This is a genomic window from Brevibacterium antiquum CNRZ 918 (genome assembly GCF_900169145.1).
GTDB lineage: Bacteria > Actinomycetota > Actinomycetes > Actinomycetales > Brevibacteriaceae > Brevibacterium > Brevibacterium koreense.
This window is the reverse complement of sequence record NZ_FXZD01000010.1, coordinates 17,362-40,290: the sequence shown is the minus strand read 5'-3', so window position 1 is coordinate 40,290 and position 22,929 is coordinate 17,362. Positions and strand designations below refer to the sequence as shown.

The window sequence follows — 22,929 nt, the reverse complement described above, 5'->3', positions numbered from 1 at the left end:
GCAGACGCCGCGAGCTGAGCTGGGCGACATCAGAGGCCGCAGCGCTCGATGCGACTGCGGCCTCTGCCGCATACCGAATCGACGGGTGAGTGACCCGTGCTGAAGTCAGTTCGCGGCGATAGCTAACTCTGCGCAAAGCGGTTCTGTCCGGGCCTCGGACAACGCCCTCGATCAACGCCCCTCGGTCAACGCCCTCGGACAACGCCCTCGGTCAACGCCCTCGATCAACGCCAAGCTTGAATATGTCGTCGCCCGTGTCGACATATTCGGACCCAGCGTTGATCGAGTGTCATCGCCCTACCGAGACCTGGCGCCCGAAGGTATTCCTACGGGCCCACAGTGCCTCATCGACATCTCTTCGTCCTCTGTTCGACAGCAGCTCTGATGCGAATGAACAGCTCGGCGGAGAAGATCTGCGACCAAGTCAGACGAAAGACCACGTACCCGAGATTGCGAAGGCGATACTCTCGACGCCTCTCGAGCTCGAATTCCGACTTCGGCTCTGAATTCTTCAGATAGTACTTTCCTGCACCGTCGAACTCGGCAATGACTCCGGCCTGCTCGTTCGTGAAGTCCGTCCTCGCGACGAAGTCGCCGCGCTCATCGCGGATCACAACCTGCGGTTCGAATCCGGGTACCGAGTACTCGACGAAGCGCACAGCGGTGATCGACTCTGCGACCGATTCTCGGCGCGGGTCGATATTCTCGAGCACCGAGGCGATCCGCGCCTGATGCGTTCTCGGCGGGCGGCTGACACAATAGCTTTCGATCTCATTCGCTGAAACGCGTGATTGGCGAACGGCCGCATCGATCACAGCAACGGCGAATGCCAGTGGGAAGTCACGGGCGACGTCGAACAGTGTACGCAAGACCGAGGTGGTGCGAATACCGTTGACAATCACCAAATCGTCGTCGCTGATCTCTCTCTTTCGGATCAGGATAGAGGTTCGCCTCACACCGAATTTCGGATGTACCGACTCCACACACGGGGCTTCGTTCTGGGCGAAGTACGGAACAGGCAGTCCATGAATGATCAGAGCACTTCGATGCGAGAATACGGCGCCCGGCGGCAGGTCACCGACATATGATCTCACCATGATGCGCAGATCCTCACCGCGCTTGAGCATTCCCTTCGACTCCTGTGGCAGGCTGGTGCTCGCAGCTTCTGCGATCGTCGCCACAAAATGGTGGGCAGGCTCGGCGCAGGCACGGGCCACAACGTAGATACCGCGGCGAACTCGTCGCAGACAGCATCGTTCGGCAAGAGTGATCTGGTAAACAGACAACCCGGCGTTCCTGAGCTCCAAAGCAGATATGCACGCGAACATGAGGCAAGCATCGTCGAACGGTGATGTCGAGACAACGTTCTGAATTCCGGCTGTGGATGAACCGTGACTCGAGCGCACAGACCGTGCAAGGTCCCGTCGCACCACCGCTCGCTCACACCATTGATGTCGGAACTATCTCTCAGCAAGGCCCCCGTCGACGGCCACCACGCAGAGTGAACCCGACTCCGCCGATCAAACTGGATGTAGAAGCTCGACGCGCTGACGATACATTCGGGACTGTGCATTCGGGAGTATGCATTCGGGACCCGATCAACGTGGCGTACGGAAAAGTCGTCTCCGGCGACGATAAAATCAGACTAGCCGTGGATCGAGCGAACATAGCAGCGAACGAAGCTGGGAGGCGACAGAGGCCGCAGCGCTCGATGCGACTGCGGCCTCTGCCTCGGGTAGGGATGCGCTTACCGGATCAGGAAGCTCACAGTCCCAGGTGTTCCTTGACATTGGCAGCCAGACGCTCGGCCTGGGCCTGGGCAATGTCTTCGGTCTCCGCCTCGACCATGACACGGATCAGCGCCTCGGTGCCCGAGGCCCGCAGCAGGACGCGACCCGAGCCTTCGAGCTCAGCCTCGACAGCGTTCACCTCGGCCGCAACCTTGGGGTGGTCGACACTGTATTTGTCAACATCCTTGACGTTGACGAGCGCCTGGGGCAGCTGAGGAATCTCGGCAGCCAGGTCAGCCAACGTACGCTTCGAATCCGCCATGCGCTTCATCAGGTGCAGGGCCGTCTGCACGCCGTCGCCGGTCGAACCATGGTCGAGCATGAGCACATGCCCGGACTGCTCGCCACCGAGGACGTAGCCGTCTGCCAGCATGCGCTCGAGGACGTACCGGTCACCCACAGCGGTCTGGACCGTATTGATTGAGTACTTGTCCATGGCGTGGCGCAGGCCGATGTTCGACATCACGGTCGTGACGAGCGTGTTGCCAGTGAGCTCGCCGAGCTCCTTGAGGCCGATCGCCAGGATGCCCATGAGTTGGTCACCGTTGATGACACGACCCAGGGAGTCCACAGCCAGGCAGCGGTCGGCGTCGCCGTCGAAGGCCACACCCAGATCGGACTGGGTTTCGACGACGAGACGCTGGAGTGGTTCGAGGTGTGTGGAACCGACACCGTCGTTGATGTTGAAGCCATCGGGCTCAGCGGCGGAAACGATGACTTCGGCACCGGCCTGGCGCAGGGCGGCAGGTCCGACGATGGACGCGGCTCCGTGAGCGCAGTCGACGACGACCTTGAGACCGGACAGGGGGCGTGCACCCTCAGCATCGAGGGACCGCACGAGCTTCTCCGTATATTCGTCGGCAGCGGCGGGATAACGGGAAATGCGACCCACCTCGGCGCCGGTGGGACGCTCCCAGTCCTCGTCGAGGACCGCAAGGATCGAATCCTCGACGGAGTCATCGAGCTTCGTCCCGCCCGCCGCGAAGAATTTGATGCCGTTGTCCGGCATCGGATTGTGGGAGGCGGAGATGACGACCCCGAAGGCGGCACCCGTGTCCGCAACGACGCTGGCGATGCCAGGGGTGGGCAGCATTCCCGCATCGAGCACGTCGACTCCTGCGGAGGCGATGCCCGCGGAGATCGCGGCGGAGAGGAACTCGCCGGAGATTCGAGTATCGCGGCCGACAACGGCGAAGGGACGCTTGCCTTCCGGCCAACCGCGGGTGAGAACCCGCGAACCTGCAACGGAGAGTTGGAGCGCCAGCCGTGCGGAGATGTCGCGATTGGCGAGTCCACGGACACCGTCGGTGCCGAAGAGTCGTGACATGGAAAGTCCTTTCCTCAATTTCTCGTCGATTTTAGCCCATAGCGCCGCCGAGGCGGTGGTGGGCAGACCGTACGACGCCCGAAATTGGTTTGAGATGTGTCGCCCATGTCGGTGCGAGACGACACCGCCTGTGTCGAGGCGAGAGAGGGGGTGAAAAGCAGGTGAATGCACGAAATGCGGCCCCGAATCCGGTTCGGGGCCGCACTGCGGTGTTCATCGAGCTGAACTGTCGGGGACTGCGCTTCAGCGGCAGACCAGGCGCAGTCCTGACAGCAGAATCAGCGCTTCGAGAACTGAGGTGCCTTACGGGCCTTCTTGAGACCGGCCTTCTTGCGCTCGGGGACGCGTGCGTCGCGGCGCAGGTAGCCTGCCTTCTTCAGCTCAGCACGGTTCGACTCTTCGTCGATCTGGTTGAGCGAACGGGCAATGCCCAGACGAACGGCTCCGGCCTGGCCGGAAGGTCCGCCACCGGAGATGCGCACGACGACGTCGAAGCGCCCTTCGAGGTCCAGGAGACGGAAGGGCTCGTTGACGAGCTGCTGGTGCAGCTTGTTCGGGAAGTACTCTTCGAGAGTGCGTCCGTTGATGGTCCACTCACCGGATCCGGGGATCAGGCGGACGCGAGCAATTGCCTGCTTGCGGCGGCCGACTCCACTGCCGGGAGCGGTCAGGGACTGACCACGTCCGCCGGCGGTCTGTTCGCCCAGGCCTGCGGAGTCGGGGGTCTCCGACGTGTATTCGGTTGCGGTTGGTTCTTCGACAGCGTCTGTCGCAGTGGTGGTTTCTTCAGCCACGGTTCTCCTCGGTATGTCTAGAGCTCAGGCGCGCTTACTGCGCGACCTGGCTGAGTTCGTACGGCTGCGGATTCTGAGCGGCGTGTGGGTGCTCTCCACCCTGGTACACCTTCAGCTTCTGCATCTGGGCACGTCCGAGACGAGTCTTCGGAACCATACCGCCGACAGCCTTTTCGACTGCGCGCTCGGGATTGGTGGCGAGAAGCTCGGCGTAGTTGACGCTCTTCAGACCACCCGGGTAACCCGAGTGGTGGTAAGCGCGCTTCTGATCGAGCTTCGCACCGGTCAATGCGACTTTGTCTGCATTGATGATGATGACGAAGTCACCGGTGTCGATATGAGGAGCAAAGGTGGTCTTGTGCTTGCCGCGCAACAGGCGTGCAACCTGGGCAGCAAGACGACCGAGCACCTGGTCAGTGGCGTCAATGACGTGCCACTGGCGCTCAATATCGCCGGGCTTGGGTGTGAACGTACGCAAAAGTAGCCTTCTTTTCGTATCTCTTGGTGTAGTGCTGATGATTCATCGGGTCGTGAGTCTGATGAGTCAAGGCACTCGTTGTCTTGAATCGGGTCTGCCCATCGAAATCGTCCCCTCACCTACGGGCCTGCAACGCATGAGGCTATGTAAGGGAGCACGACGGACACACACAACGACAATCAAATATACATGCAAGCTCGCTCGCGGAGCAAACGCTCAGGCCAGTGCCAGAGCGGGCGGAAAGCCGAGCCGATACTATTGACCTGTGCCGCCTACATCCTTCCTGCCCACGCGCCTTCCCGCATACAGACTCCTGGTGCTGGGATTAGTCCTCGGGCTTCTGGTGCTCGCGCTCGGCCCGGCACAGTCACCGGCCACCGCGGCAGACGAGTCAGCGGCCACCGGATCATCCTCAAGCTCTCCTGCCAGCACCACAGCATCGGCGGCGACCACGCTATCGGCGAACACCGGACCGTCGAGTGAGGATTCCGGAGCCTCGCGCGACCCCGCCGGCAAGACAATCGTCTACGGCATACCCGGTCTGACCATCAATGATATCGATCGCGTGCGCACACCCAACCTCTATGCACTCTTCTCCGAGGGCTCGGCTGCCAACCTGAATGTGCGCACCATCGCCTCGGCCACCTGCCCCGGCTCGGGCTGGCTGTCCATGGGTGCCGGTGCACGGGCACAGGCGGGACCGCCCGCTGATCCAGAGCAGGAAGACAACAAGGCTACCTGCCCACCGTTGAGTGCACCTTCGACCGCCAACGATGCTGTGGCGAAGACGCTCGACGGCGTGGATGACGCCACGAAGTCGGGTGTCGGCACAGACGCATCGAGTGACGAAGATCTCGCCCAGAGCTCCGCAGATGGCACGACGACCGCGACGATCGACGACTTCGAGTCCATCAAGGAACCGAACATCGACTCCGGATACTCGGTGGACTACGGGATGCTCGCCCGCCTCATCCGCGAGCAGGGGAAGGCGGCCCCATCTGAGACTGGCCCGGCGGCAGATGAAGCACAGCTGAAGCCCTGCGTCGCCGCAGAGGGTCCCGGCGCGGCCTATGCTGCGGCTGACGAGAACGGCATCGTAGCCAACTACACCGACGACGCGGCCGCCACGGACTGCCGGCTCAATCTCGTCGACCTGGGATCGATCGGCTCCTCGGCCTGGCTCTACGATCCGATCCCCGACTACTCCTACACCGTCCCTGACTTCTTCGACCGTGAGGAACGCGTTGCCGAGGCCGACAAACGTTTGGGCACCAAACTGGCAGAAGCACGTGATTCCGCGACGCCGGGAAGTGGAGAGCCCACGATCATTGTGGCCGGCCTCGGCGACAGCTCGGGTCTGCCGCAGCTGCGCGCGTTCATCGCTTCCGGTCCCGGCTACGAACCAGGCAGCCTGTCCTCGGCAAGCACCCGCACCCCCGGTCTCCTGCAGCTCACGGACATCGCTCCGGGAATCCTCGGCCAGTTCGGCATCTCCTCCCCCAGCGGCATCTCCTTCGACAGCACACCGAGCGATGATGAGCCACAGAAGCGCATCGACGACCTCGTCTCGGAATCGCAGAAGGCGAACTCGATCTACCAGCATCTGTCGACGTTCTCCCTGCTTCTCGATACCACCTTCTATCTCCTGTTCATCTTGTGCGGCCTCCTCCTGAGCCGGTGCTTCCTCGGTCGCCGAGGCGGTGCGACGATCGCCCCGACCGTGCACAGGTTCCTCGGCTGGGTCTCCTTGGCCGTGGCGACTCTGCCGATGAGCGCGTTCCTGGCCGGGCTGTTCCCGTGGGCCAGACTGCCGCATCCCGGGTTCGGTCTCAGTGTTTCGGTCGCAGTCTCGGCCGCGCTCCTCTTCGGTGCCTCTCTGCTTCCACCGTGGGGGCGAACCTGGCGCGGTCGTGTGGCAGCACTCTCGCTGTTGAGCTTCCTCATCCTCTCCGCAGACCTCATCACCGGTTCGCATCTGCAGGGCAATTCACTGCTGGGCTATAACCCGATCGTCGGCGGCCGTTACTACGGTCTGGGCAATCAGGGTGCGGCAATCTTCATCGTCAGCCTCTTCAACTTCCTGGGTCTTGCGATCTCCTGGCTGCGGGCGAATGGGCATCGTCGGATGGTCTTCATCCTTCCCCTCACCCTCGGGCTGTTTGCGGTGCTCGTGTCCGGAAATCCGTCCTGGGGAGCGAAGTTCGGGGGCACGATCGCCACCTTGGCCGGTCTTCTCGTGCTGCTGGCACTCGTCAGTCGTATCCGCCTCTCCGTCTTCCGCCTCGCACTCATCGGCCTCGCCTCCTTGGCTGTGCTCTTGGGCATCGCGTTCCTCGACTGGCTGCGTGAGCCGGGAGCGCGATCGCACTTCGGGAACTTCTTCGACCAGATCGTCACCGGTGAAGCCCTGCAGGTGGTCGGTCGGAAGCTCGGCGCCAATCTCCACATCATGCAGATCAACCCGGCGCTGGCGATCGTCACTCCCCTCGCGATCATCGCCATCCTGTTCTTCCTCCGCTACCTGCTCCACTTCCCCAACATGACTGTCACGAGTCGCACCGGTCGTCTGACGAACACATGGCGGGGACGCCTGCCGCAGGTGTTCGCGGACCAGGACATCCACTTCGGATTCCTCGCCGCGGCCACAGGCATGGCGGTGGGGTTGGTCATCACCGACTCCGGCATCGCCGTGCCCTCGACTGGTGCCATGGTGCTGCTGCCCTATCTGCTGGCGCTGAGCGCCGAACATGCCGATGAGAAGGTCACCGGCCGTTGGCCACGCCGGAGCAGCCAACGGACCATCCTCATGACGGCCGAGACCTCTGCCGCGAAGCCCCCTGCTGCAGACTCCTCTGAAAGTCCGCCTGAGGCCAGGAAGGATCGGACATGAGGGCGAAGATGTTCCCGCTGCGGGTGCTGCTGGGCGTCTTCGTCATCGCTCTGCTCATCCTCGGGCTCCCGCCGGCGTCCCAGGCGGGCACGACCGCGGACACCGCAGGCTCGGCCGCGACGACGGACACCACCAAATCAGCGGCGGAGAATGCGCCGATCTTCATTGGGGTCTCCGGCTTCAGCTTCGAAGACCTCGATCCGCGCACCACCCCGAACCTGTGGAAGATGATGAAGTCCGCACAGATCGGCACCATCACTCCTCGCAGCGTGCGAGCCAGCAGCTGCCCGGTCGACGGCTGGTTGGCCGTGGGGTCGGGACGTCGCGCCGCCGACGAGCCCCGCGAAGAATGCCGTCAGCCGGCCCCGCCGCTGGATGGCTGGGTTGCGGACTGGGATGTCTACAGCCAAGTGGCGCGTGGGGACAACTACGACGCCCTATTGGGCGGACTCTCCGAGTCGGTGCCGACGATCAAGGCCTTCGGCCCCGGTGCAGCCATTGCCGCAGCCGCTCCCAACGGACATGTGAAAGGCTGGTCTCCAGTCGGCGATGATCTCGCGGACAAGGCCACACAGGCCTCGGAAGACGGCGAACTGTCGCTGATCGACCTCGGCAACACCACCTCGGACGGATACTCCCTCAAGAGCCTCGACCGGCGGGTCGGCACGATCCTCCACGCCAACGGATGGAGCGATGGCGACGCCTCGCAGGGGCTGTCTCAAGGGAACTCGCCGGTGATCTTCTCCTCTATCGCTGACGGAGACAACGACGGTTCCTCGATGCAGGCGACGATGGCACTCGAACCCGGTAGCGCTGCGGGACTGCTGACGTCCTCGTCGACACGGCAGCCAGGTCTGGTGCAGGTCCCCGACATCGCACCGACGCTCGTCGAACTCAGCGGCGGCGAGCCCATGGCGAATGTGGCCGGTGCTCCGATGACCTACGACAACGCCGGCGGAAGTTGGGAGTCTCGCTTCCAGGCGGTTCTCGACCGTCAGGTGGCGGTGAAGACCCAGAACGAACTGTCCACCTGGTTCTTCCCCATCATCGCCTCACTCATGGTCGGCCTGCTGGTCCTGGCCTGGCTCCTGCGCAAGAATCATCGCGCCCTCATCCAAACCGGTGCCTACCGGCTGGGCATAGTCTTCGCCGCAATGCCGGTCTCGACCTATCTGGTCAACACCGTGCCGTGGGAGAGAGCGACCAACCCGGATATTGCGATGCTGGGAGCCTTGGCCGGCTGGTCACTGATCCTCGGCGTCATCGCCCTGCTGGGCCCGTGGCGCGGGTACAAGTTCGGACCGGTGCTCTTCGTCTGCGTCGTCACGGTCCTCGTCCTCGCCTACGACGTGATCACCGGTTCTGCGCTCCAGATGTCGACACTGCTGGGAGAGCCGCTGCTCATCGCATCAAGGTTCTACGGCATCGGCAACTCCGCACTCGCGCTCTACTGCTGCGCCCTGCTGCTGGCCGTGGCCGGGTTCGCGTCGCTGACGACACGACCGATCGTGCGCATCCTCATCGTCACCGTGCCCATCCTCGTGTCCAGCGTCATCCTGGCCGCACCGGGGCTGGGCACGAAGTTCGGGTCCGTACCGACGCTGATCATCGGCGTCGCCTACCTCGTGCTCGCGGCCGCAGGGATCAGATTCTCGCTCAAACGCATGGGTCTGACGGTGGGAATCGCGGGCTTCGTCATGCTGGCGGTCCTGTTCATCGACTGGCTGCGTCCCGCCGATCAGCGCACCCACTTCGGCCGCTTCTTCGACTCCATCATCAGCGGTGAGGCCCTGAGTGTTCTGACCCGCAAGATCGGCATGAATATCGACATCCTGACCCAGTCGTGGATGACGCTGGTCCTGCCCCTCATCATCATCGGGGTGTTCTGGCTGGCACTGGCACCCCAGCGTTTCTCACTGCCGGGAATGACCGACGCCTACAATCGGATCTCACTGCTGCGGGCGGGCATGATCAGCCTGGCCATCCTGCTGGGCGTCGGCACAATCATCAACGACTCGGGAATCGTCGTCCCCGCCGTGGGCATCCTCTTCCTCGTCCCCGTCCTCGTCCACCTCGAAACCTTCCAGACGAAGCAGACAGAAGACAGCGGCGGTCAGACGAAACTGTCTGGTCCCGTCTGACCGCCGCCTGCTCGACGTCACTTCGTGACGCGTCTCAGCCGGTGCTGATCCTCTGCCTCACACAGTGGTCTTGCGCCGGCGCACCACGGTCACGGCCATACTGCCTGCGACGATGAGCGCAAGTGCCGCAGCCACCAGGTTCATGGCTTCGAAGCCGGTGCGAGGCAGGTCCCCGCCGTCCTTCGAACCATCGGCGTCGGCTCCACTGCCATCCGCATTCGCCGAGGTGGCCCCGGAGGCATTCGCGTTCGCGCCGTTGGCGTTCGCATCCGATCCCGACGCGTCTGCGGATCCGTCATCACCATCGGCACCGCCGTTGGCGTTGGCATCCGATCCGGCGCCGTCGGACGTGCCATCGGCACCGCCGTCATCACCAGCCGCCGCATTCGCCTCATCGCCGACCTGTGCCGTGGCCTCGAACTCGTGACTGACCGGCAGCGGGTTGTCATCCCACCATTGCCCGTCGCCGGCCTTCATGCCCACCTCCACGGTGACCTCTCCGGAGGCATCCTCGGGTGCGGTGACGTTGATGGAGACGTCACTGGCACCGGCTGGGATCGAATCCAAGGTGATTGTCTTCGCAGCCTTCTGGGCTCCCGTCGATCCGGAATCAGCGGCGCTGACGGTGTAGCCCTCGGGCAGGTCAACACTCACGTCGACAGGTCCCGGAACCTCTTCCTCGGCGGTGGTGTTGAGGACGAAGCTCTTGCTCTCACCGGGCTCGATGCCCTCGTCGGGGGCGGCGAGATCGACCGTGAGGTCACCGTTGTCGATGACGTCCTTGGTCAGGTCGGCCTGACGTTCGTCGTCATCTGGTGAGACCTTCTCGTTGCCTTCCGTGCGCTTCTCGAAGTAGTCGACCCAGGTCTCGAAGTCCGTGAGCCCGGAGAGTTCGAAGTCACCCTTGGCGAAGGAGAAGAAGTTGTCTCCCCCGGAGGCGAGGAAGCTCAGCGTCGCGACCCTGTATTCCTTGTTCGGGTCGAGCTTCTTGCCATCGACCTCGACCGACTCCACATGCTCACCCTCAGCGGCGTCGGAGTCGTAGACGACTTCGAGCTCGTCGGAGATGCCGAGGTGGAGGAACGGGCGCGAGGCATCTGCTGGCTGCCACTGCTCCTCGAACAGGCCGATGACGTCGGAGCCCTGCATCGTCACGACCCCATGGTCATTGGCGAAGGGCAGGACCGCGCTGAGCTCAGCGGCCGTGACTTCACACTTGCCTTCGGTGTTGTAGATGTCGTCACATGTCAGGTCCGTGCGCAATCCGCCCGGGTTCGTGATGCCGAAATCGGCGTCGTCGAGCTGTGTGCCCTCGACTCCGTCCTTGAGGGCGTCAGCGACGAGGTTGCCCAGAGTGCTCTCCGCACCGCGGTCCTCCTCGCCGCCCTTCGTGGCGCGGGTGATGTCTTCGCTGATCTCACCTGCGACGACAGAGCCCGGGACCTTCGCCTTTTCGTCGGCGTCAGCGATGATCTGGGTGACTTCGTCGACGACAGGCGAATCGTAGCTCTTATCCTCCGTCGCAATGAGATCGGAGTCCGCGGTGGTCCAGTTTCCGTTCTCATCGGCTTCGAGTTGGACCTGGCCGACGTATTTTCCGTAGTTGCCGGCCTGGACGACGGGGCGGGTCCGGTCGGGTTCACCGGGTACAGGGGCCTCGAACGAGGACGGCAGGTGGGTGTGGCCGGTGAAGAGCACATCGACGGAAGCATCTGATTCTGTCACGAGCTTCTTGAACTCAGCGTTCGAGGCCTGGGCATCGCCGAGGCTTTCCGTGTTCGAAGCGCCGAGGTGGGCCTCGACAACCGTCATATCCGGCTGCTCGTCTTCGGGCAGAGCCTCGATCTCGCCGGCAACACGGTTGACGGCGTCAGTGGGGTCACCGAAATCGAGATCAGCGATGCCGGTGGGTGAGACCAGCGACTTGGTGTCCTTGGTGACGACGCCGATGACAGCGATCTTCACGCCACCTACATCGATCGTCGTGTAGTCCTCGAGCCCGTCGACGACGTCGGTGGTGCCCTTGTCGTAGACGTTGGCGGCGGCGTAGGGGAAGTCCGCTTCGGAAGAGACTCTGCCGGTGAGGTCGTCGATGCCCTGGTCGAACTCGTGGTTGCCCACGGTCGAAGCCTGGAGGCCGATTGCGTTGAGGACGTCAAGAGTCGGGGTGTCCTGCTGAGAGGAGGAGACGTAGGTGGAGGCTCCGATGTTATCGCCGGCGGAGAGGAACCCGGTTCCGGCGGTGCCCTCCTGAGCCGCATACTTCGCGCGCTCTTCCTCGACGACCGAGGCGACCTGTGTGCCAGCCTCGGCGATGCGTCCGTGGAAGTCGGTGATGTTGAGCAGCTGGACCTGTGTGCCCTCGGCTGCAGCCTGAGCCGAAGTATCCGAATCCTCGGTGTCGTCGCCTCCGACAGAGGACGAGTCTGCGCCGGATGAGTCCCTTGGGGATGAGTTGCTTTGCGGTGGTTCGGGGTTGCTGCTCTCGGCGGGTGCTTCCTTGACGGAATCACCTCCGAGCGATGCGGCAACGGCAGGGGCGATGCCAGGCAGAGTCAGCATCGACACTGCCGCTCCTGTTGCCAGCATCTTCGTCATCAATTTCGACATGTATGTGATTTCCTTTGGTCATTTCATCCACTGCACAACCACTGTGCCTCGCGAGGATCAAGCAGACTCATCCTGCAGTGCCGAAGAGAACGGGAAGTTACCTACATGTGAATGTACACAGGATTCTCACATCTGGATAGAGGTTTTCTCACAAACAGACGACAAGGTGCCCAGTCAACGGTGATCAATGTCCGAGGACGACAGCTAGTCCTGAGTGCGCCGAGCCATCGTCTGGGCTGCCCGGGAGGCATAGAACTCGGCCTCGGGATATCCCACCCCGGTGAGGACGAGCCCGTGTGCGGGCGTGACGAACATTGGGACTTCGGGGTCGATGCCGGCGTCCGCCTCGGCGAGGAGTTCCGCCGGGCGAGTCACCGGCCAGGTGCCGGATCCGACCTTGATCAGCCCGCCCACCAGGGCACGAACCATGTGGTGGCAGAAGGCATCGGCACGCAGATCGATCCTGATCACGGCGTCCTGGTCCCGGGTGATCTCGAGCTCGTAGAGGGTGCGGATCGTTGTCGCACCTGCCCGTGGTTTGCAGAAGGGAAGGAAATCGTGAAGGCCCTGGGCCTCGCGTGCGGCTTCGGCCATGGCCTCGGCGTCGAGTTCACCTTTGTGCCGCAGTGTCACGGGAGTCAGCAGCGGGTCGATGAAGGACCGACGGTCGGCGAGTCTGTACTGGTAGGTCCGCCACAGTGCGGAGAACCGGGCATCGAAGTCCTCTGGGACCTCGGATACGGCGTGGATGATGATGTCATCGGTGTCATCGACCGTGAGGACTCCGCGCAGACGCGAGAGCAGTGCCGCCTCGGCGGATCGGGAGGACTTGCCGATGAGCTTTTCGATGCCGGCCGTGGGCAGGTCGATGTGGACTGTCTGTCGTCTCGCATGGACTCCCGCATCGGTCCGCCCGGCAACGACGGTGGCCACCTCGTCGCCGGTGATCCGGGACAGTCCAGCCTCGAGCGATGCCTGCACGGTCCGCAGGCCAGGCTGCTTCGCCCAACCGTGGAAGTCGGTGCCGCGATAGCCGAGGTCGATGCGGAAGCGCGTCATGATCCGGCCGGTCCTGATTGGTCCTGGGCTCCAGACTGCTGCTGCGGCTGCGCCTCGGTGAAAGTCTGCTGCGGCTGCGCCTCGGTGAAGGGCTCGCGGGCCTTGAACACATTCTGAAACAGCCGTGACACGACTCGTTCTCGCTGCCGGTGGTAGAGATCGACGTTCGTGTTGTAGATGCGGGCCCCGGACAGGATGCGATCGGTCAGCACGTTCAGCTGACCGTGCAGAAGCGAGATCGTGGTGTCGAGCTCTTCACTGGGACTCGCCTGCATCGCCAGGGAAGAATCGGTGGCAATGGCCCTGTCGCCGATCTGGCTGGGAATCTGTGCCGCATCGTCGACGGCACGAGTCAGCGCACTCTCCGCAGCAGCACCGCGAGGGCCGAACGGTGCACGCTCGGCCGAGGCGAGCGCGAGTTCGACAGAGCTGAGATCTTGCGTGGTGACCTGCTGCAGGGTCCCGATGTAGGCGGGCACGAGCGCGTGCCGACCGCGGAGTTCGACGAGCAGCTGACGTTTGGCCTCATCGCAGAGTGAACGAGCCATCGACAGCTGGTTGAACCGCAAAAGAGTCAGGACCAGTGCGAGGACGACGAGGGCGAGCACACATGCTCCGACAATGAACCAGACCATTCTCGCCTCTCCCCACTCACTCGCATTGCCGACACTTCAGTTTACGCGGGGTTCAGACTCGCCGCGAACTAGCCACCGGCTCGTGACACATGCGTCATCCCCTCGTCGCTGATGGGCCAGCCACTCGTCGCTGATGGGCCAGCCACTCGTCGCTGGCAGCACCACAGTGCGGTGACAGTTGGGATTGTGCGCGGCGATTTCAGCATTTCGTCGCCGGACGGTCGTCTCGATGTCGCCCGTCCGTCACCCTGAGGGCGTGAACTGAGTTGTGTGAGAGTAGCGATCATTGCAGAGTCCTTCCTCCCCAACATGAATGGGGTCACCCACTCACTCCTCCGCGTCCTGGACCATCTGGCCGACCGCGGAGACGAGGTCCTCATCATCGCACCAGGCACACGCCGCGACGGCCCCAAGGAGGTCGCCGGAGCCCGCATCATCCGTGTTCCTTCGATCGCCCTGCCGAAGTATCGCCGGGTCCGTGTGGCTCCCGGCGGTGTCAGCCGCATCAAACGGCTGTTGGAGACATTCGACCCCGATGTCGTCCATCTGGCCAGCCCCTTCGTGCTCGGCTGGCGCGGGGTCCTGGCTGCCCAGAGCCTCGACCTGCCCACAGTGGCGATCTATCAGACCGAGGTTCCCGCCTACGCCGCTCGGTACGGCATGCACGGCATCGAGGCCATGCTGTGGTCGCACGTGCGCAACATCCATCAGCACGCCTCCCTGACTCTGGCCCCATCGTCGTACACCCTCGAGCAGCTGTCCGGGCTCGGAGTCGCCGAGGTGGATCTGTGGGCACGTGGGGTCGACTCCTCCCGCTTCGACCCCAGTCACCGATCAGAGGCCTGGCGCCGGTCGGTGGCACCAGGCGGTGAGAAGATCATCGGCTACGTCGGTCGGCTCGCCGCCGAGAAGCAGGTCGAGGATCTGGCCGTGCTGGATGATGTGCCCGGCTCGAAGCTCGTCATCGTCGGCGACGGTCCGTGGCGGGCCCGGCTCGAACGGAGCCTGCCGAATGCGCATTTCGCCGGTTTCTTGGGCGGCGAGGCCCTGGCTCAGGCAGTGGCGAGCTTCGATGTCATGGTCGCCCCCGGCGAGCTCGAGACCTTCTGCCAGACGATCCAGGAGGCAATGGCCTCTGAGGTGCCCGTCATCGCACCCGCGCGCGGCGGCCCGCTTGATCTCGTCGACTCCTCCCATACCGGGTGGCTCTACGCACCGAAGGATCTGGCGGCGATGCGCGGACATGTCACCGACCTCCTCGGCGATGAGGCGAAGCGTCGCGCGTTCGGTGTCGCCGGACGCCAGCAGGTGCACAGCCGCAGCTGGAAGAGCGTGTGCTCACAGCTCATCGGCCACTATTCGCGGGCGATCGAGAACCCGCACCCGCAGGTACTGGGCCGCGGCTTCACCGTCCAGACAGGCTGAGCCTGCGCCCCACGCTGAGCCGAGCGCAGGTCAGAACGTCGAGCGCCGAGCGCCGCGCCCAAAGCAGAGAGTAGGGAGTCGCCTCTCAATGCTCCGGTGTGCTCTCAACGCTCCGGGGTGGTCTCGATGCCCGGGGGTGCTCAGTCCACGATTCCGCGGGCGTCGAGTGCCCGGCCTGTGTCCTGGGCGTATTTGACCGAGCGGAGGATCGCGGGGACGACCCTGGCCTTGATGCTCGAGTCGAGGCCGCGAGCTCGGGCAGCACGGTCGGCCTCCCCCAGCAGGCCGGAGATGTGGGAGATGGCACGAACCATGAGACTTGCGGTCAGGGCGATCGTGTCGGGACTGGCGCCGAGTAGGCGCAGTGGTGAGACGATGAGGGTGAAGGTGTCGAGCAGCTGTGCCACGGTTGTGGTCAGTGTCAGCAGCATCGCGGCCTGCACACAGGCGAACACGGTGCCGCCGACGGTGAGGCCGGCTCGCAGCGATCCGAAGAAGTACTGCATGGCCACGACGATGAGGATCAGCACCGCCGCATAGATCCAGGTCCTAAGGAAGTGATGCAGTCTCAGTCTGGCGGTGAAGCCGAGGACGACAAGAGCGGCGAACATCGACCAGTTGATGACCGGGTCCCGGAAGATCAGTGCCACGACTCCGATCAGGGCGATGACAGCAAGCTTCACCTCTGGTGCTGTTCTATGCAGCCAACCGGGATTGTGCGCAACCTTCCCGAACAGCTGCGGGCGAGGTCGGATACCCGCGCGGGATCGGCGGCTCATCGGACGACGCTCATGACGAGTCGCTCATGATCAGCTCACGGTACATCCGAGTCGCCTCCGCAGGGGCCGAGTCGTGGACGACACGTCCGGAATCGACGACGAGGGCACGGTCGGCCAGCCCGGCGAAGTCGAGGTCATGGGTCGAGAAGATCACGCGCACGCCTCGGCTGACGACAAGGTCTGCCAGGAGTTTCCGCAGCTTCTCCTTGTTGCGCAGGTCCAAAAGTGTGGTCGGTTCGTCGAGGACGAGGATCTGCGGGTCAACAGCCAGCACTGCGGCCAGAGCCACGAGCTGGCGCTGACCGCCGGAAAGCTCATAGACGCTGCGATCGGCAAGGTCAGCGATGCCCAGTTCCTCGAGCACGGCCAGTGCGGCAGCGCCGCGCTGCGCCTTCGGAACACGTTTGCGCAGGGAAAGTTCGATGTCTTCGAGGGGAGTCGGCATCACCAGCTGCGCTGCCGGATCGGTGAAGACGAAGCCCACACGCGAGCGGACCTGCTTCGCCTGCTCAACCGGGTCGAGGCCGTCGATGAGCACCCGGCCGGAATTGGCTGTGACCAGTCCGTTGAAGAGCTGCAGCAGCGTGGACTTCCCTGATCCGTTGGCGCCGATGATCGCAATCATCGGCTCGTCCAAAGTGACGTTGACGTCGGTGAGGATCGGGCGGTAGACATCGCCAGTCGGAGTGTCATCGAGGACCCCGATTGAGACCTCGGCGAACGAGATCTCCGGTGCCCCCTCCCCCGCGGAATCAGGAGCGAACCTGCCTCCGACGATCACCGTGCGCCAATACCTTCGGAGTCGGCACCCGCAGTCGCCGCGTTCGGCACCGGCGTCGAGACACCTCGGCGGCGGAGGACATCGGGGAATGCCCGGTGGATGAGGAGTGCGACGGAGACGGCGAGGACGTTCTTGATGATGTCCCCGGGCCAGTACGCGAGGTCGGCGACCGCAGCCACCCCCAGGGGCAGGTCGGCATTGATCGACATCCCGAGGATCCCGAGCGGGTGGTTGAGCAGCAGGCTCGAGCCCAGCCCGCCGACGAACAGGGCGATCCACAGCTTCGAGCCACGGAAGCGGCGAATGGCCCAGCGGGCGACGAATCCGACGGCCAGGGCGTAGAGCGTGAACGAGGTGATGTAGCCGGCGCTGGGTCCGGCGAGTATGCCGATGCCGCCGCTCATGCCGGAGAAGATCGGCAGGCCCAACAGCCCCAGGACGACGTAGAGCAGGACGGCGGCCCCTCCGCGCCACGGACCCAACACCAAACCGCACAGCGCAACGGCGAAGGTCTGCAGCGTGATCGGCACACCGGCCGGGCCCACAGGGATCGGCGGCATCATCGCGAACGCCGCCAGCAGAGCGGCGAAGACCGCGATCAGGGCGATATCTCCGGCTCTGCCGGCTGAATTCGGCCGGGAGGCCGTCGCCGAGGTGGGACTGGCGGTGTGCGCATGTGACATGAGTTCTCCGATGGCTAGATGGACCCGAGACTCACTCGGGCATCCCCAACCCTAACTGAACACTGTTCAGGAGTTGTAGTCGGTCAACAGAATCATTCCCATTCGATGGTGCCCGGAGGCTTGGAGGTGACGTCGAGGACGACCCTGTTGATGTCGTCGACCTCGTTCGTGATGCGGTTCGAGATGACCGAGAGGACGTCGTAGGGAACCCGTGTCCAATCGGCGGTCATCGCGTCTTCGCTGGAGACCGGGCGCAGCACGACCGGATGGCCGTAGGTGCGCCCGTCGCCCTGGACACCCACGGAGCGAACGTCGGCCAGGAGGACGACCGGGCACTGCCAGATCTCTGAATCGAGGCCTGCCTTGGTCAGCTCTTCGCGGGCGATGGCATCGGCTCGGCGCAGGATCGACAGGCGGTCTTCCGTGACTTCGCCGATGATGCGGATTCCCAGCCCGGGGCCGGGGAACGGCTGGCGGGAGACGATGGCATCGGGGACTCCGAGCTCACGACCGATGGCGCGGACCTCGTCCTTGAACAGGGCGCGCAGGGGTTCGATGAGTTCGAAGGTGATGTCATCGGGAAGCCCACCCACATTGTGGTGGCTCTTGATGTTCGCGGTGCCCGAACCGCCGCCGGATTCGACCACGTCGGGGTAGAGAGTGCCCTGGACGAGGAATCCGATCTCTTCGCCTTCACCCTTGGCCTCAAGGACGAGGTCGGCTGCGGCCTTCTCGAAGGTGCGGATGAACTCGCGGCCGATGATCTTGCGCTTGGTCTCCGGATCGGTGACGCCGGCGAGTTCGGACAGGAACTGCTCACGCGCGTCGATGGTGACCAGACGGACACCGATGGAGTTCACGTAGTCGTTCTCAACCTGTTCGCGTTCGTTCTCACGCAGGAGACCGTGGTCGACGAAGACGCAGGTGAGCTGGTCACCGATGGCCTTGTGGACCAGTGCCGCAGCCACGGAGGAGTCGACTCCGCCGGACAGGGCGCAGATGACCTTCTTCGATCCGGCACGCTGCTGGATCAGTTCGATCTGCTCGTCGATGACCGAGGCGTTGGTCCAGTCGGCCGTGAGACCGGCGACCTTGAAGAGGAAGTTCTCGAGGATCTGCTGCCCATGCTCGGAGTGAAGGACCTCGGGGTGCCACTGCACACCGGCGAACTTGCGTGCCGCACACTCGAAGGCGGCGACCGGGGTGTCCGGGGTCGATGCGAGCACGTCGAAGTCAGCGGGCGCCTCGGCGACGGAGTCTCCGTGGGACATCCACACCTTGTAGCTGTTCGGGGTCTTCGCCAGCAGCGAACCGGTGCTGGCGACCGTGACCGGGGTCGAGCCGTACTCGCGCTTATCGGTTTCGGCGACTCGCCCGCCGAGTGTGGTCGACATGAGCTGGAAGCCGTAGCAGATGCCCATGGTGGGCACGCCGAGGTCGAAGACAGCAGTGTCGAATCCGGGGGCGCCCTCATCGTTGACGCTCGAGGGTCCGCCCGAGAGCACGATGGCGACCGGATTCTTGGCCGCGAACTCTGCGGCCGGTGCGTCATGGGCGATGATCTCGGAATACAGTCCCGCCTCGCGGATCCGTCGGGCGATGAGCTGCGCGTACTGCGCACCGAAATCGACCACGAGGACAGGAGGCACCTGTGTGCTCTGGGTTTGCGTCATGACCCAATTCTAAACACCGGGCACCCAGTGCCCAACTACTGGTCTCAGCTCTTGGGAGCGACCACCACGGCCGCTGCCAGCTCCGCTTCGACCTGGCGGTGGATTCTACGTTCGAGGATGAACGACATCACAGGAACCACGCCTGCCAGGGCCAACACGATGTAGCGGCCCAGCGTCCAGCGCATCTGCTGGTTGAGCCAGAAACAGCCGATGAGGTAGACGACGTAGCACCAGCCGTGGCAGATCGCGATCGCGGCCGCCAGGTTGAAGCCGCCGAAGTTCAGTGCCGTCGACGAATCAGCCGCGAGGAGATACTTGTAGACCATCTCGACGGTGAGGATGAGGAGCATCGTTCCGGTGATGATGGCCATCACACGATAGAACTTGCACGCATTGCGCGCCGAGGTGAAGCGCTTGACGCTCCACACATCGCTGTCGTCGAAGTCGGGGCGGGAATCCTGGGACTCGGGTTCTTCGCTCACGCTCAGTTTCCTCCGGTCGGGGTGGTGTTGGTCGAATTGGCAGTGGCGTCAGTCGAGTCGGCGCTGCCACCCGCAGCGCGTCTGCCGCGGCGGGTGCGAGGCTTCTTCGCCCCATGCTTGTGGGTGGGAAGCCCGGTCAGTCCCGACATCACCTCGGGATCGATCGAGGACTGCCCTGCGGACTTGACGACAACATACTCGACTCGGTTAGTCAGATCCTGAGTATCAGGATCGCCGCCGAGCCGGCGCCGGACGAAGTCATCGCGTAGAAGCTGCCACCACATATACAGGGCCATGACGGCGAAGATCAGCCATTCGATCGCGTAGCCCGCGGACTGCAGATCGAATCCGCCCTCGTCCCGCGTCATCGTCGGCGGCACGAAGGACAGGCCATCCGTCGCGATGGAAGCGGCGTCGCCGGTGGCCTCTTCGGGGATGAGGAAGCCCGAATAGGTCAGCAGGTCGGGGAACAGGTTGATCAGCTGTGCCGTCGAGACGCTGCGCACCTGCCCATCGGGCAGTGAGTTGCCGGGCATCGGGCCCTCGATGGGGCCGATCTGTGCCTTCATCTCGACTGGGCCCTCTGCCGCACGGGATTCCATGGCGGTTTCCTCATCGGTGGTGAAGCCGCGCAGAACCGGAATCGCGATGGTCTTGTCAGCGGCGGTGGCACCGGCCGAGTCGTCGAGGCGGGCGTCATCGGGTGCGAACATCGTCACGACCCAGTAGCCTTTGTCCCCAGCAAGGACGCGCCCGGGGACGACGACCTGATCGTCTGGGAGCCAGTGTCCGGACAGGCTCACACGCTGGTCGGCGAGGATGCCCGGCATCGGGGCCTGGGCTTCCATAACGTCATTGAACGGTTCGATCTGCCCGACATCGGCCGATTCGACAGCATCGTTCTTGTGCTGAGCGCGGTCGACCTGCCATGCCGAGAGTCCGACGAAGCAGGTGACCATGATCAGCACGAAAAGCAGAGCCCCCAACCATTTGGGGGTCAGCGCCAGGCGGAACAGATCACACCACCGATCCAGGCTGATAGGGCGAGACGGTGACATCTACGCGCTGGAATTCCTTCAGATCGACATAGCCTGTGGTCGCGAGTGCACGACGCAGGGCACCGGCGAGATTGAGTTCGCCGATGGCTGTGCGTCCGGGTCCGAACAGAACCTGCTCGAGGCTGCCCACTGTTCCCAGCTCCACGCGGTGTCCGCGGGGAAGTTCAGGGTGGTGGGCCTCGGCGCCCCAGTGCATGCCGCGGCCGGGGGCCTCGGTCGACCGGGCCAGCGCGGTACCGAGCATGACGGCGTCGGCTCCGACGCCGAAGGCTTTGACGATCTCACCACTGGTGCCCAGTCCGCCATCGGCGATGACATGGACATAGCGACCGCCGGATTCGTCCATGTAGTCACGCCGGGCGGCGTGGACGTCGGCGATGGCGGTGGCCATCGGAGCGTGGAGGCCCAGGGTCTTAAGTGTTGTCGCCGCCGCTCCCCCGCCGAAGCCGACGAGAACACCGGCGGCACCGGTGCGCATGAGATGCAGGGCCGCGGTGTAGGTAGCGGCACCGCCGACGATGACGGGAACGTCGAGTTCGTAGATGAACTGCTTGAGGTTGAGCGGTTCCGTCTGCGATGACACGTGCTCGGCGGAGACAGTGGTGCCGCGGATGACGAAGATGTCGACACCTGCGTCGATGACGGTCTTATAGAACTGCTGGGTCCGCTGCGGTGTCAGGGCACCGGCGACGGTGACTCCTGCTTCGCGGATCTGTTCGAGTCGGGCCGTGATGAGTTCGGCCTGGATGGGTGCGGAGTAGAGCTCCTGCATCCGTGAGGTCGCCATCTCAGCTGGCAGCTGCGAGATTTCGGCCAGCAGCGGAGTGGGGTCCTCGTATCGGGTCCAAAGTCCCTCGAGGTCGAGGACGCCGAGGCCTCCATGCTTGCCCAAGGCGATCACGGTCTCCGGGGACATGGCGGAGTCCATGGGGGCTCCGATGAATGGGAGGTCGAACTTGTAGGCGTCGATCTGCCAGTCCAGGGATACATCTTCGGGATCTCTGGTGCGCCGAGCAGGGATGACGGCGATATCGTCGAGTGAATAGCCGCGACGACCGCGCTTGCCTTTGCCGATTTCGATTTCAGAACTCACCCGAACAGCCTATCCCACCGCCCTGACGCCGGGGACTCAGCCCACTATGAGGAACGGAGAGTCTCCCTGGGCAGAACAGGTTCTCAGCCGGGTTGTCAGCCGACGTCCCCGCCGGACCTCAACCAGACCTCAGCCGGGTTGTCAGCCGGACCCCGGCCGGACCTCAACCGGACCTCAGCCGGCCAGGTAGTCGGCCACAACCGCCTCGGCGGCGGCGACGAAGGAGCGCACGTGCGGCAGGTGCGCTTCGCGCTCGCGCACATGCATGACGACGCGGCGCACGGGCGTGGGGTCGGTGAGGCCGACCGCGGTCAGACCCGGGCGCAGCTGGGCAGAGGACAGGCGCGGCAGGACGGTGATGGCCAGGTTCGAGGCGACGAGAGCGAGGGCGGCGAACTCATCTTCCGAGGCGGCGAAGGTCCGGGGTTCGAAACCGGCAGCGGCGCACGCGAGGTCGACGACCTTGCTGGTCGGTCCCGCCCACAGGTCGTAGTCGACCCACCGCTGGTCTTCGAGGTCTTTGAACGGAAGAGACTCGAGCGAGGCGAATTCGTGCCTGTCTGAGAGCACGACTCGGTAGTCGTCGTCGAAGAGGACTGTGCGCGTCATGCCGGGCAGATGAACCTCGTCGTCCTGGGGAACTTCGCTGCGGATCTCGATCGTGCAGTGGCTGCGGCGGACCTTGGCCGGTTCATTGAGTTGGATGTCGAAGCGCATGTCCGGGTGTTCGAGGGCGACCGATTCGATGATTCCCGGCAGCAGTCCGGCGTTGAAGGAGGTGAACGCTGCAATGCGCATGCGGGGCCGGCTCACGGTGCGAAAACTCTCCACGAGGGTGTCGAGCCTGCTCAGGCCGGTGAAGACATCGGCAGATTCCTCGGCCAGGCGTTTGCCCAGATCCGTGATCTCGATGCCGCGTCCTGACCTGCGGTAAAGGGGGACGCCGACGGTCTTCTGCAGGGTGGTGATGTGCTGGCTGACCGTGGCCGGCGTGTAGTTGAGACTTCTGGCTGCGTCGACGACGGAGCCGGTGGCTACTACGGCCCGCCAGATGCGCAGTCGGTTGAGATCCCACATACTCTCAGACTATCCGATGACCATTCGGTGGCACCGAATGGTAGTTAGCAAATGATTGCTTTTCTCAATATGTTTAATCGGGGTCGGGTGCGGCAGACTTGAGACAGAGCTCGTCGCGACCGTGTCATATCGATCCGTGCGCATTCCCTCGAGC

General features: G+C 63.9%; 18 protein-coding genes. 3 read left to right on the top strand and 15 right to left on the bottom strand.

The window, feature by feature from the left end:
- Window positions 1-344: 344 nt before the first annotated feature.
- From BANT918_RS13725 to rplM, 4 genes are all read right to left on the bottom strand, one after another.
- Window positions 345-1,286, bottom strand: a complete 942-nt coding sequence (locus tag BANT918_RS13725; protein WP_145996987.1) for a hypothetical protein — start codon at window positions 1,284-1,286, stop codon at window positions 345-347.
- A gap of 478 nt (window positions 1,287-1,764) precedes the next feature.
- Window positions 1,765-3,117, bottom strand: coding sequence for a phosphoglucosamine mutase (glmM, locus tag BANT918_RS13720; RefSeq protein ID WP_101620786.1), 1,353 nt, complete (start codon window positions 3,115-3,117; stop codon window positions 1,765-1,767).
- 278 nt (window positions 3,118-3,395) lie between these two features.
- Window positions 3,396-3,911, bottom strand: coding sequence for a 30S ribosomal protein S9 (rpsI, locus tag BANT918_RS13715; protein WP_101620785.1), 516 nt, complete (start codon window positions 3,909-3,911; stop codon window positions 3,396-3,398).
- Window positions 3,912-3,945: 34 nt separating this feature from the next.
- A complete protein-coding gene (gene rplM / locus BANT918_RS13710; RefSeq protein WP_009883872.1) occupies window positions 3,946-4,389 on the bottom strand; it encodes a 50S ribosomal protein L13 in 444 nt (147 codons plus the stop codon).
- 265 nt (window positions 4,390-4,654) lie between these two features.
- Between rplM and BANT918_RS13705 the strand changes: the two genes are divergently transcribed.
- On the top strand, window positions 4,655-7,279 hold the full coding sequence (locus tag BANT918_RS13705) for a hypothetical protein (protein WP_101620784.1): 2,625 nt from the start codon (window positions 4,655-4,657) through the stop codon (window positions 7,277-7,279).
- A complete protein-coding gene (locus BANT918_RS13700; protein WP_101620783.1) occupies window positions 7,276-9,420 on the top strand; it encodes a hypothetical protein in 2,145 nt (714 codons plus the stop codon). Before BANT918_RS13705 ends, BANT918_RS13700 begins: the two co-directional genes overlap by 4 nt.
- Before the next feature lie 57 nt (window positions 9,421-9,477).
- Here BANT918_RS13700 and BANT918_RS13695 read toward each other — a convergent pair whose 3' ends face one another.
- From BANT918_RS13695 to BANT918_RS13685, 3 genes are all read right to left on the bottom strand, one after another.
- Window positions 9,478-12,030: a bifunctional metallophosphatase/5'-nucleotidase gene (locus tag BANT918_RS13695; protein ID WP_233430498.1), complete on the bottom strand. Its 2,553-nt coding sequence runs from the start codon at window positions 12,028-12,030 to the stop codon at window positions 9,478-9,480.
- Window positions 12,031-12,234: 204 nt separating this feature from the next.
- Window positions 12,235-13,089, bottom strand: coding sequence for a tRNA pseudouridine(38-40) synthase TruA (gene truA, locus BANT918_RS13690; RefSeq protein WP_101620782.1), 855 nt, complete (start codon window positions 13,087-13,089; stop codon window positions 12,235-12,237).
- The gene (locus BANT918_RS13685) at window positions 13,086-13,724 is read right to left on the bottom strand and encodes a LemA family protein (RefSeq protein WP_101620781.1); all 639 of its coding nucleotides are present in this window, start codon (window positions 13,722-13,724) and stop codon (window positions 13,086-13,088) included. The genes truA and BANT918_RS13685 overlap by 4 nt, the downstream gene beginning before the upstream one ends.
- A gap of 270 nt (window positions 13,725-13,994) precedes the next feature.
- Here BANT918_RS13685 and BANT918_RS13680 point away from each other — a divergent pair, with 270 nt between their 5' ends.
- The gene (locus BANT918_RS13680) at window positions 13,995-15,149 is read left to right on the top strand and encodes a glycosyltransferase family 4 protein (RefSeq protein WP_233430496.1); all 1,155 of its coding nucleotides are present in this window, start codon (window positions 13,995-13,997) and stop codon (window positions 15,147-15,149) included.
- Between the two features lie 140 nt (window positions 15,150-15,289).
- On the opposite strand, the gene BANT918_RS13675 is transcribed toward BANT918_RS13680, so the two are convergent.
- The 8 genes from BANT918_RS13675 to BANT918_RS13640 form a co-directional block, all read right to left on the bottom strand.
- Window positions 15,290-15,928 carry an energy-coupling factor transporter transmembrane component T family protein gene (locus tag BANT918_RS13675; protein ID WP_267892109.1) on the bottom strand — a complete coding sequence of 213 codons (639 nt, stop codon included), beginning with the start codon at window positions 15,926-15,928 and terminating at the stop codon, window positions 15,290-15,292.
- Window positions 15,929-15,938: 10 nt separating this feature from the next.
- Entirely contained in the window at window positions 15,939-16,709 is a 771-nt protein-coding gene (locus BANT918_RS13670) for an energy-coupling factor ABC transporter ATP-binding protein (protein ID WP_101620780.1), read from the bottom strand.
- Complete coding sequence (locus BANT918_RS13665) at window positions 16,706-17,392, bottom strand: biotin transporter BioY (RefSeq protein WP_101620779.1); 687 nt, start codon at window positions 17,390-17,392, stop codon at window positions 16,706-16,708. Before BANT918_RS13665 ends, BANT918_RS13670 begins: the two co-directional genes overlap by 4 nt.
- A gap of 92 nt (window positions 17,393-17,484) precedes the next feature.
- Window positions 17,485-19,065, bottom strand: coding sequence for a glutamine-hydrolyzing GMP synthase (guaA, locus tag BANT918_RS13660; protein WP_101620778.1), 1,581 nt, complete (start codon window positions 19,063-19,065; stop codon window positions 17,485-17,487).
- 44 nt (window positions 19,066-19,109) lie between these two features.
- Window positions 19,110-19,547, bottom strand: coding sequence for a DUF3817 domain-containing protein (locus BANT918_RS13655; protein WP_101620777.1), 438 nt, complete (start codon window positions 19,545-19,547; stop codon window positions 19,110-19,112).
- A gap of 2 nt (window positions 19,548-19,549) precedes the next feature.
- The gene (locus BANT918_RS13650) at window positions 19,550-20,605 is read right to left on the bottom strand and encodes an SURF1 family protein (protein ID WP_233430492.1); all 1,056 of its coding nucleotides are present in this window, start codon (window positions 20,603-20,605) and stop codon (window positions 19,550-19,552) included.
- Window positions 20,565-21,698: a GuaB3 family IMP dehydrogenase-related protein gene (locus tag BANT918_RS13645; protein WP_101620776.1), complete on the bottom strand. Its 1,134-nt coding sequence runs from the start codon at window positions 21,696-21,698 to the stop codon at window positions 20,565-20,567. The genes BANT918_RS13650 and BANT918_RS13645 overlap by 41 nt, the downstream gene beginning before the upstream one ends.
- Window positions 21,699-21,872: 174 nt before the next feature.
- A complete protein-coding gene (locus BANT918_RS13640; RefSeq protein WP_101620775.1) occupies window positions 21,873-22,775 on the bottom strand; it encodes a LysR family transcriptional regulator in 903 nt (300 codons plus the stop codon).
- Between the last annotated feature and the right edge of the window lie 154 nt (window positions 22,776-22,929).

Excerpts from the sequence above, each read along its gene's own strand:
- glmM (WP_101620786.1), bottom strand. The coding sequence starts at position 3,117 with ATGTCACGACTCTTCGGCACCGACGGTGTCCGTGGACTCGCCAATCGC.
- BANT918_RS13700 (WP_101620783.1), top strand. The coding sequence starts at position 7,276 with ATGAGGGCGAAGATGTTCCCGCTGCGGGTGCTGCTGGGCGTCTTCGTC.
- BANT918_RS13695 (WP_233430498.1), bottom strand. The coding sequence starts at position 12,030 with ATGTCGAAATTGATGACGAAGATGCTGGCAACAGGAGCGGCAGTGTCG.
- truA (WP_101620782.1), bottom strand. The coding sequence starts at position 13,089 with ATGACGCGCTTCCGCATCGACCTCGGCTATCGCGGCACCGACTTCCAC.
- BANT918_RS13685 (WP_101620781.1), bottom strand. The coding sequence starts at position 13,724 with ATGGTCTGGTTCATTGTCGGAGCATGTGTGCTCGCCCTCGTCGTCCTC.
- BANT918_RS13675 (WP_267892109.1), bottom strand. The coding sequence starts at position 15,928 with ATGAGCCGCCGATCCCGCGCGGGTATCCGACCTCGCCCGCAGCTGTTC.
- BANT918_RS13665 (WP_101620779.1), bottom strand. The coding sequence starts at position 17,392 with ATGTCACATGCGCACACCGCCAGTCCCACCTCGGCGACGGCCTCCCGG.
- guaA (WP_101620778.1), bottom strand. The coding sequence starts at position 19,065 with ATGACGCAAACCCAGAGCACACAGGTGCCTCCTGTCCTCGTGGTCGAT.
- BANT918_RS13650 (WP_233430492.1), bottom strand. The coding sequence starts at position 20,605 with ATGTCACCGTCTCGCCCTATCAGCCTGGATCGGTGGTGTGATCTGTTC.
- BANT918_RS13640 (WP_101620775.1), bottom strand. The coding sequence starts at position 22,775 with ATGTGGGATCTCAACCGACTGCGCATCTGGCGGGCCGTAGTAGCCACC.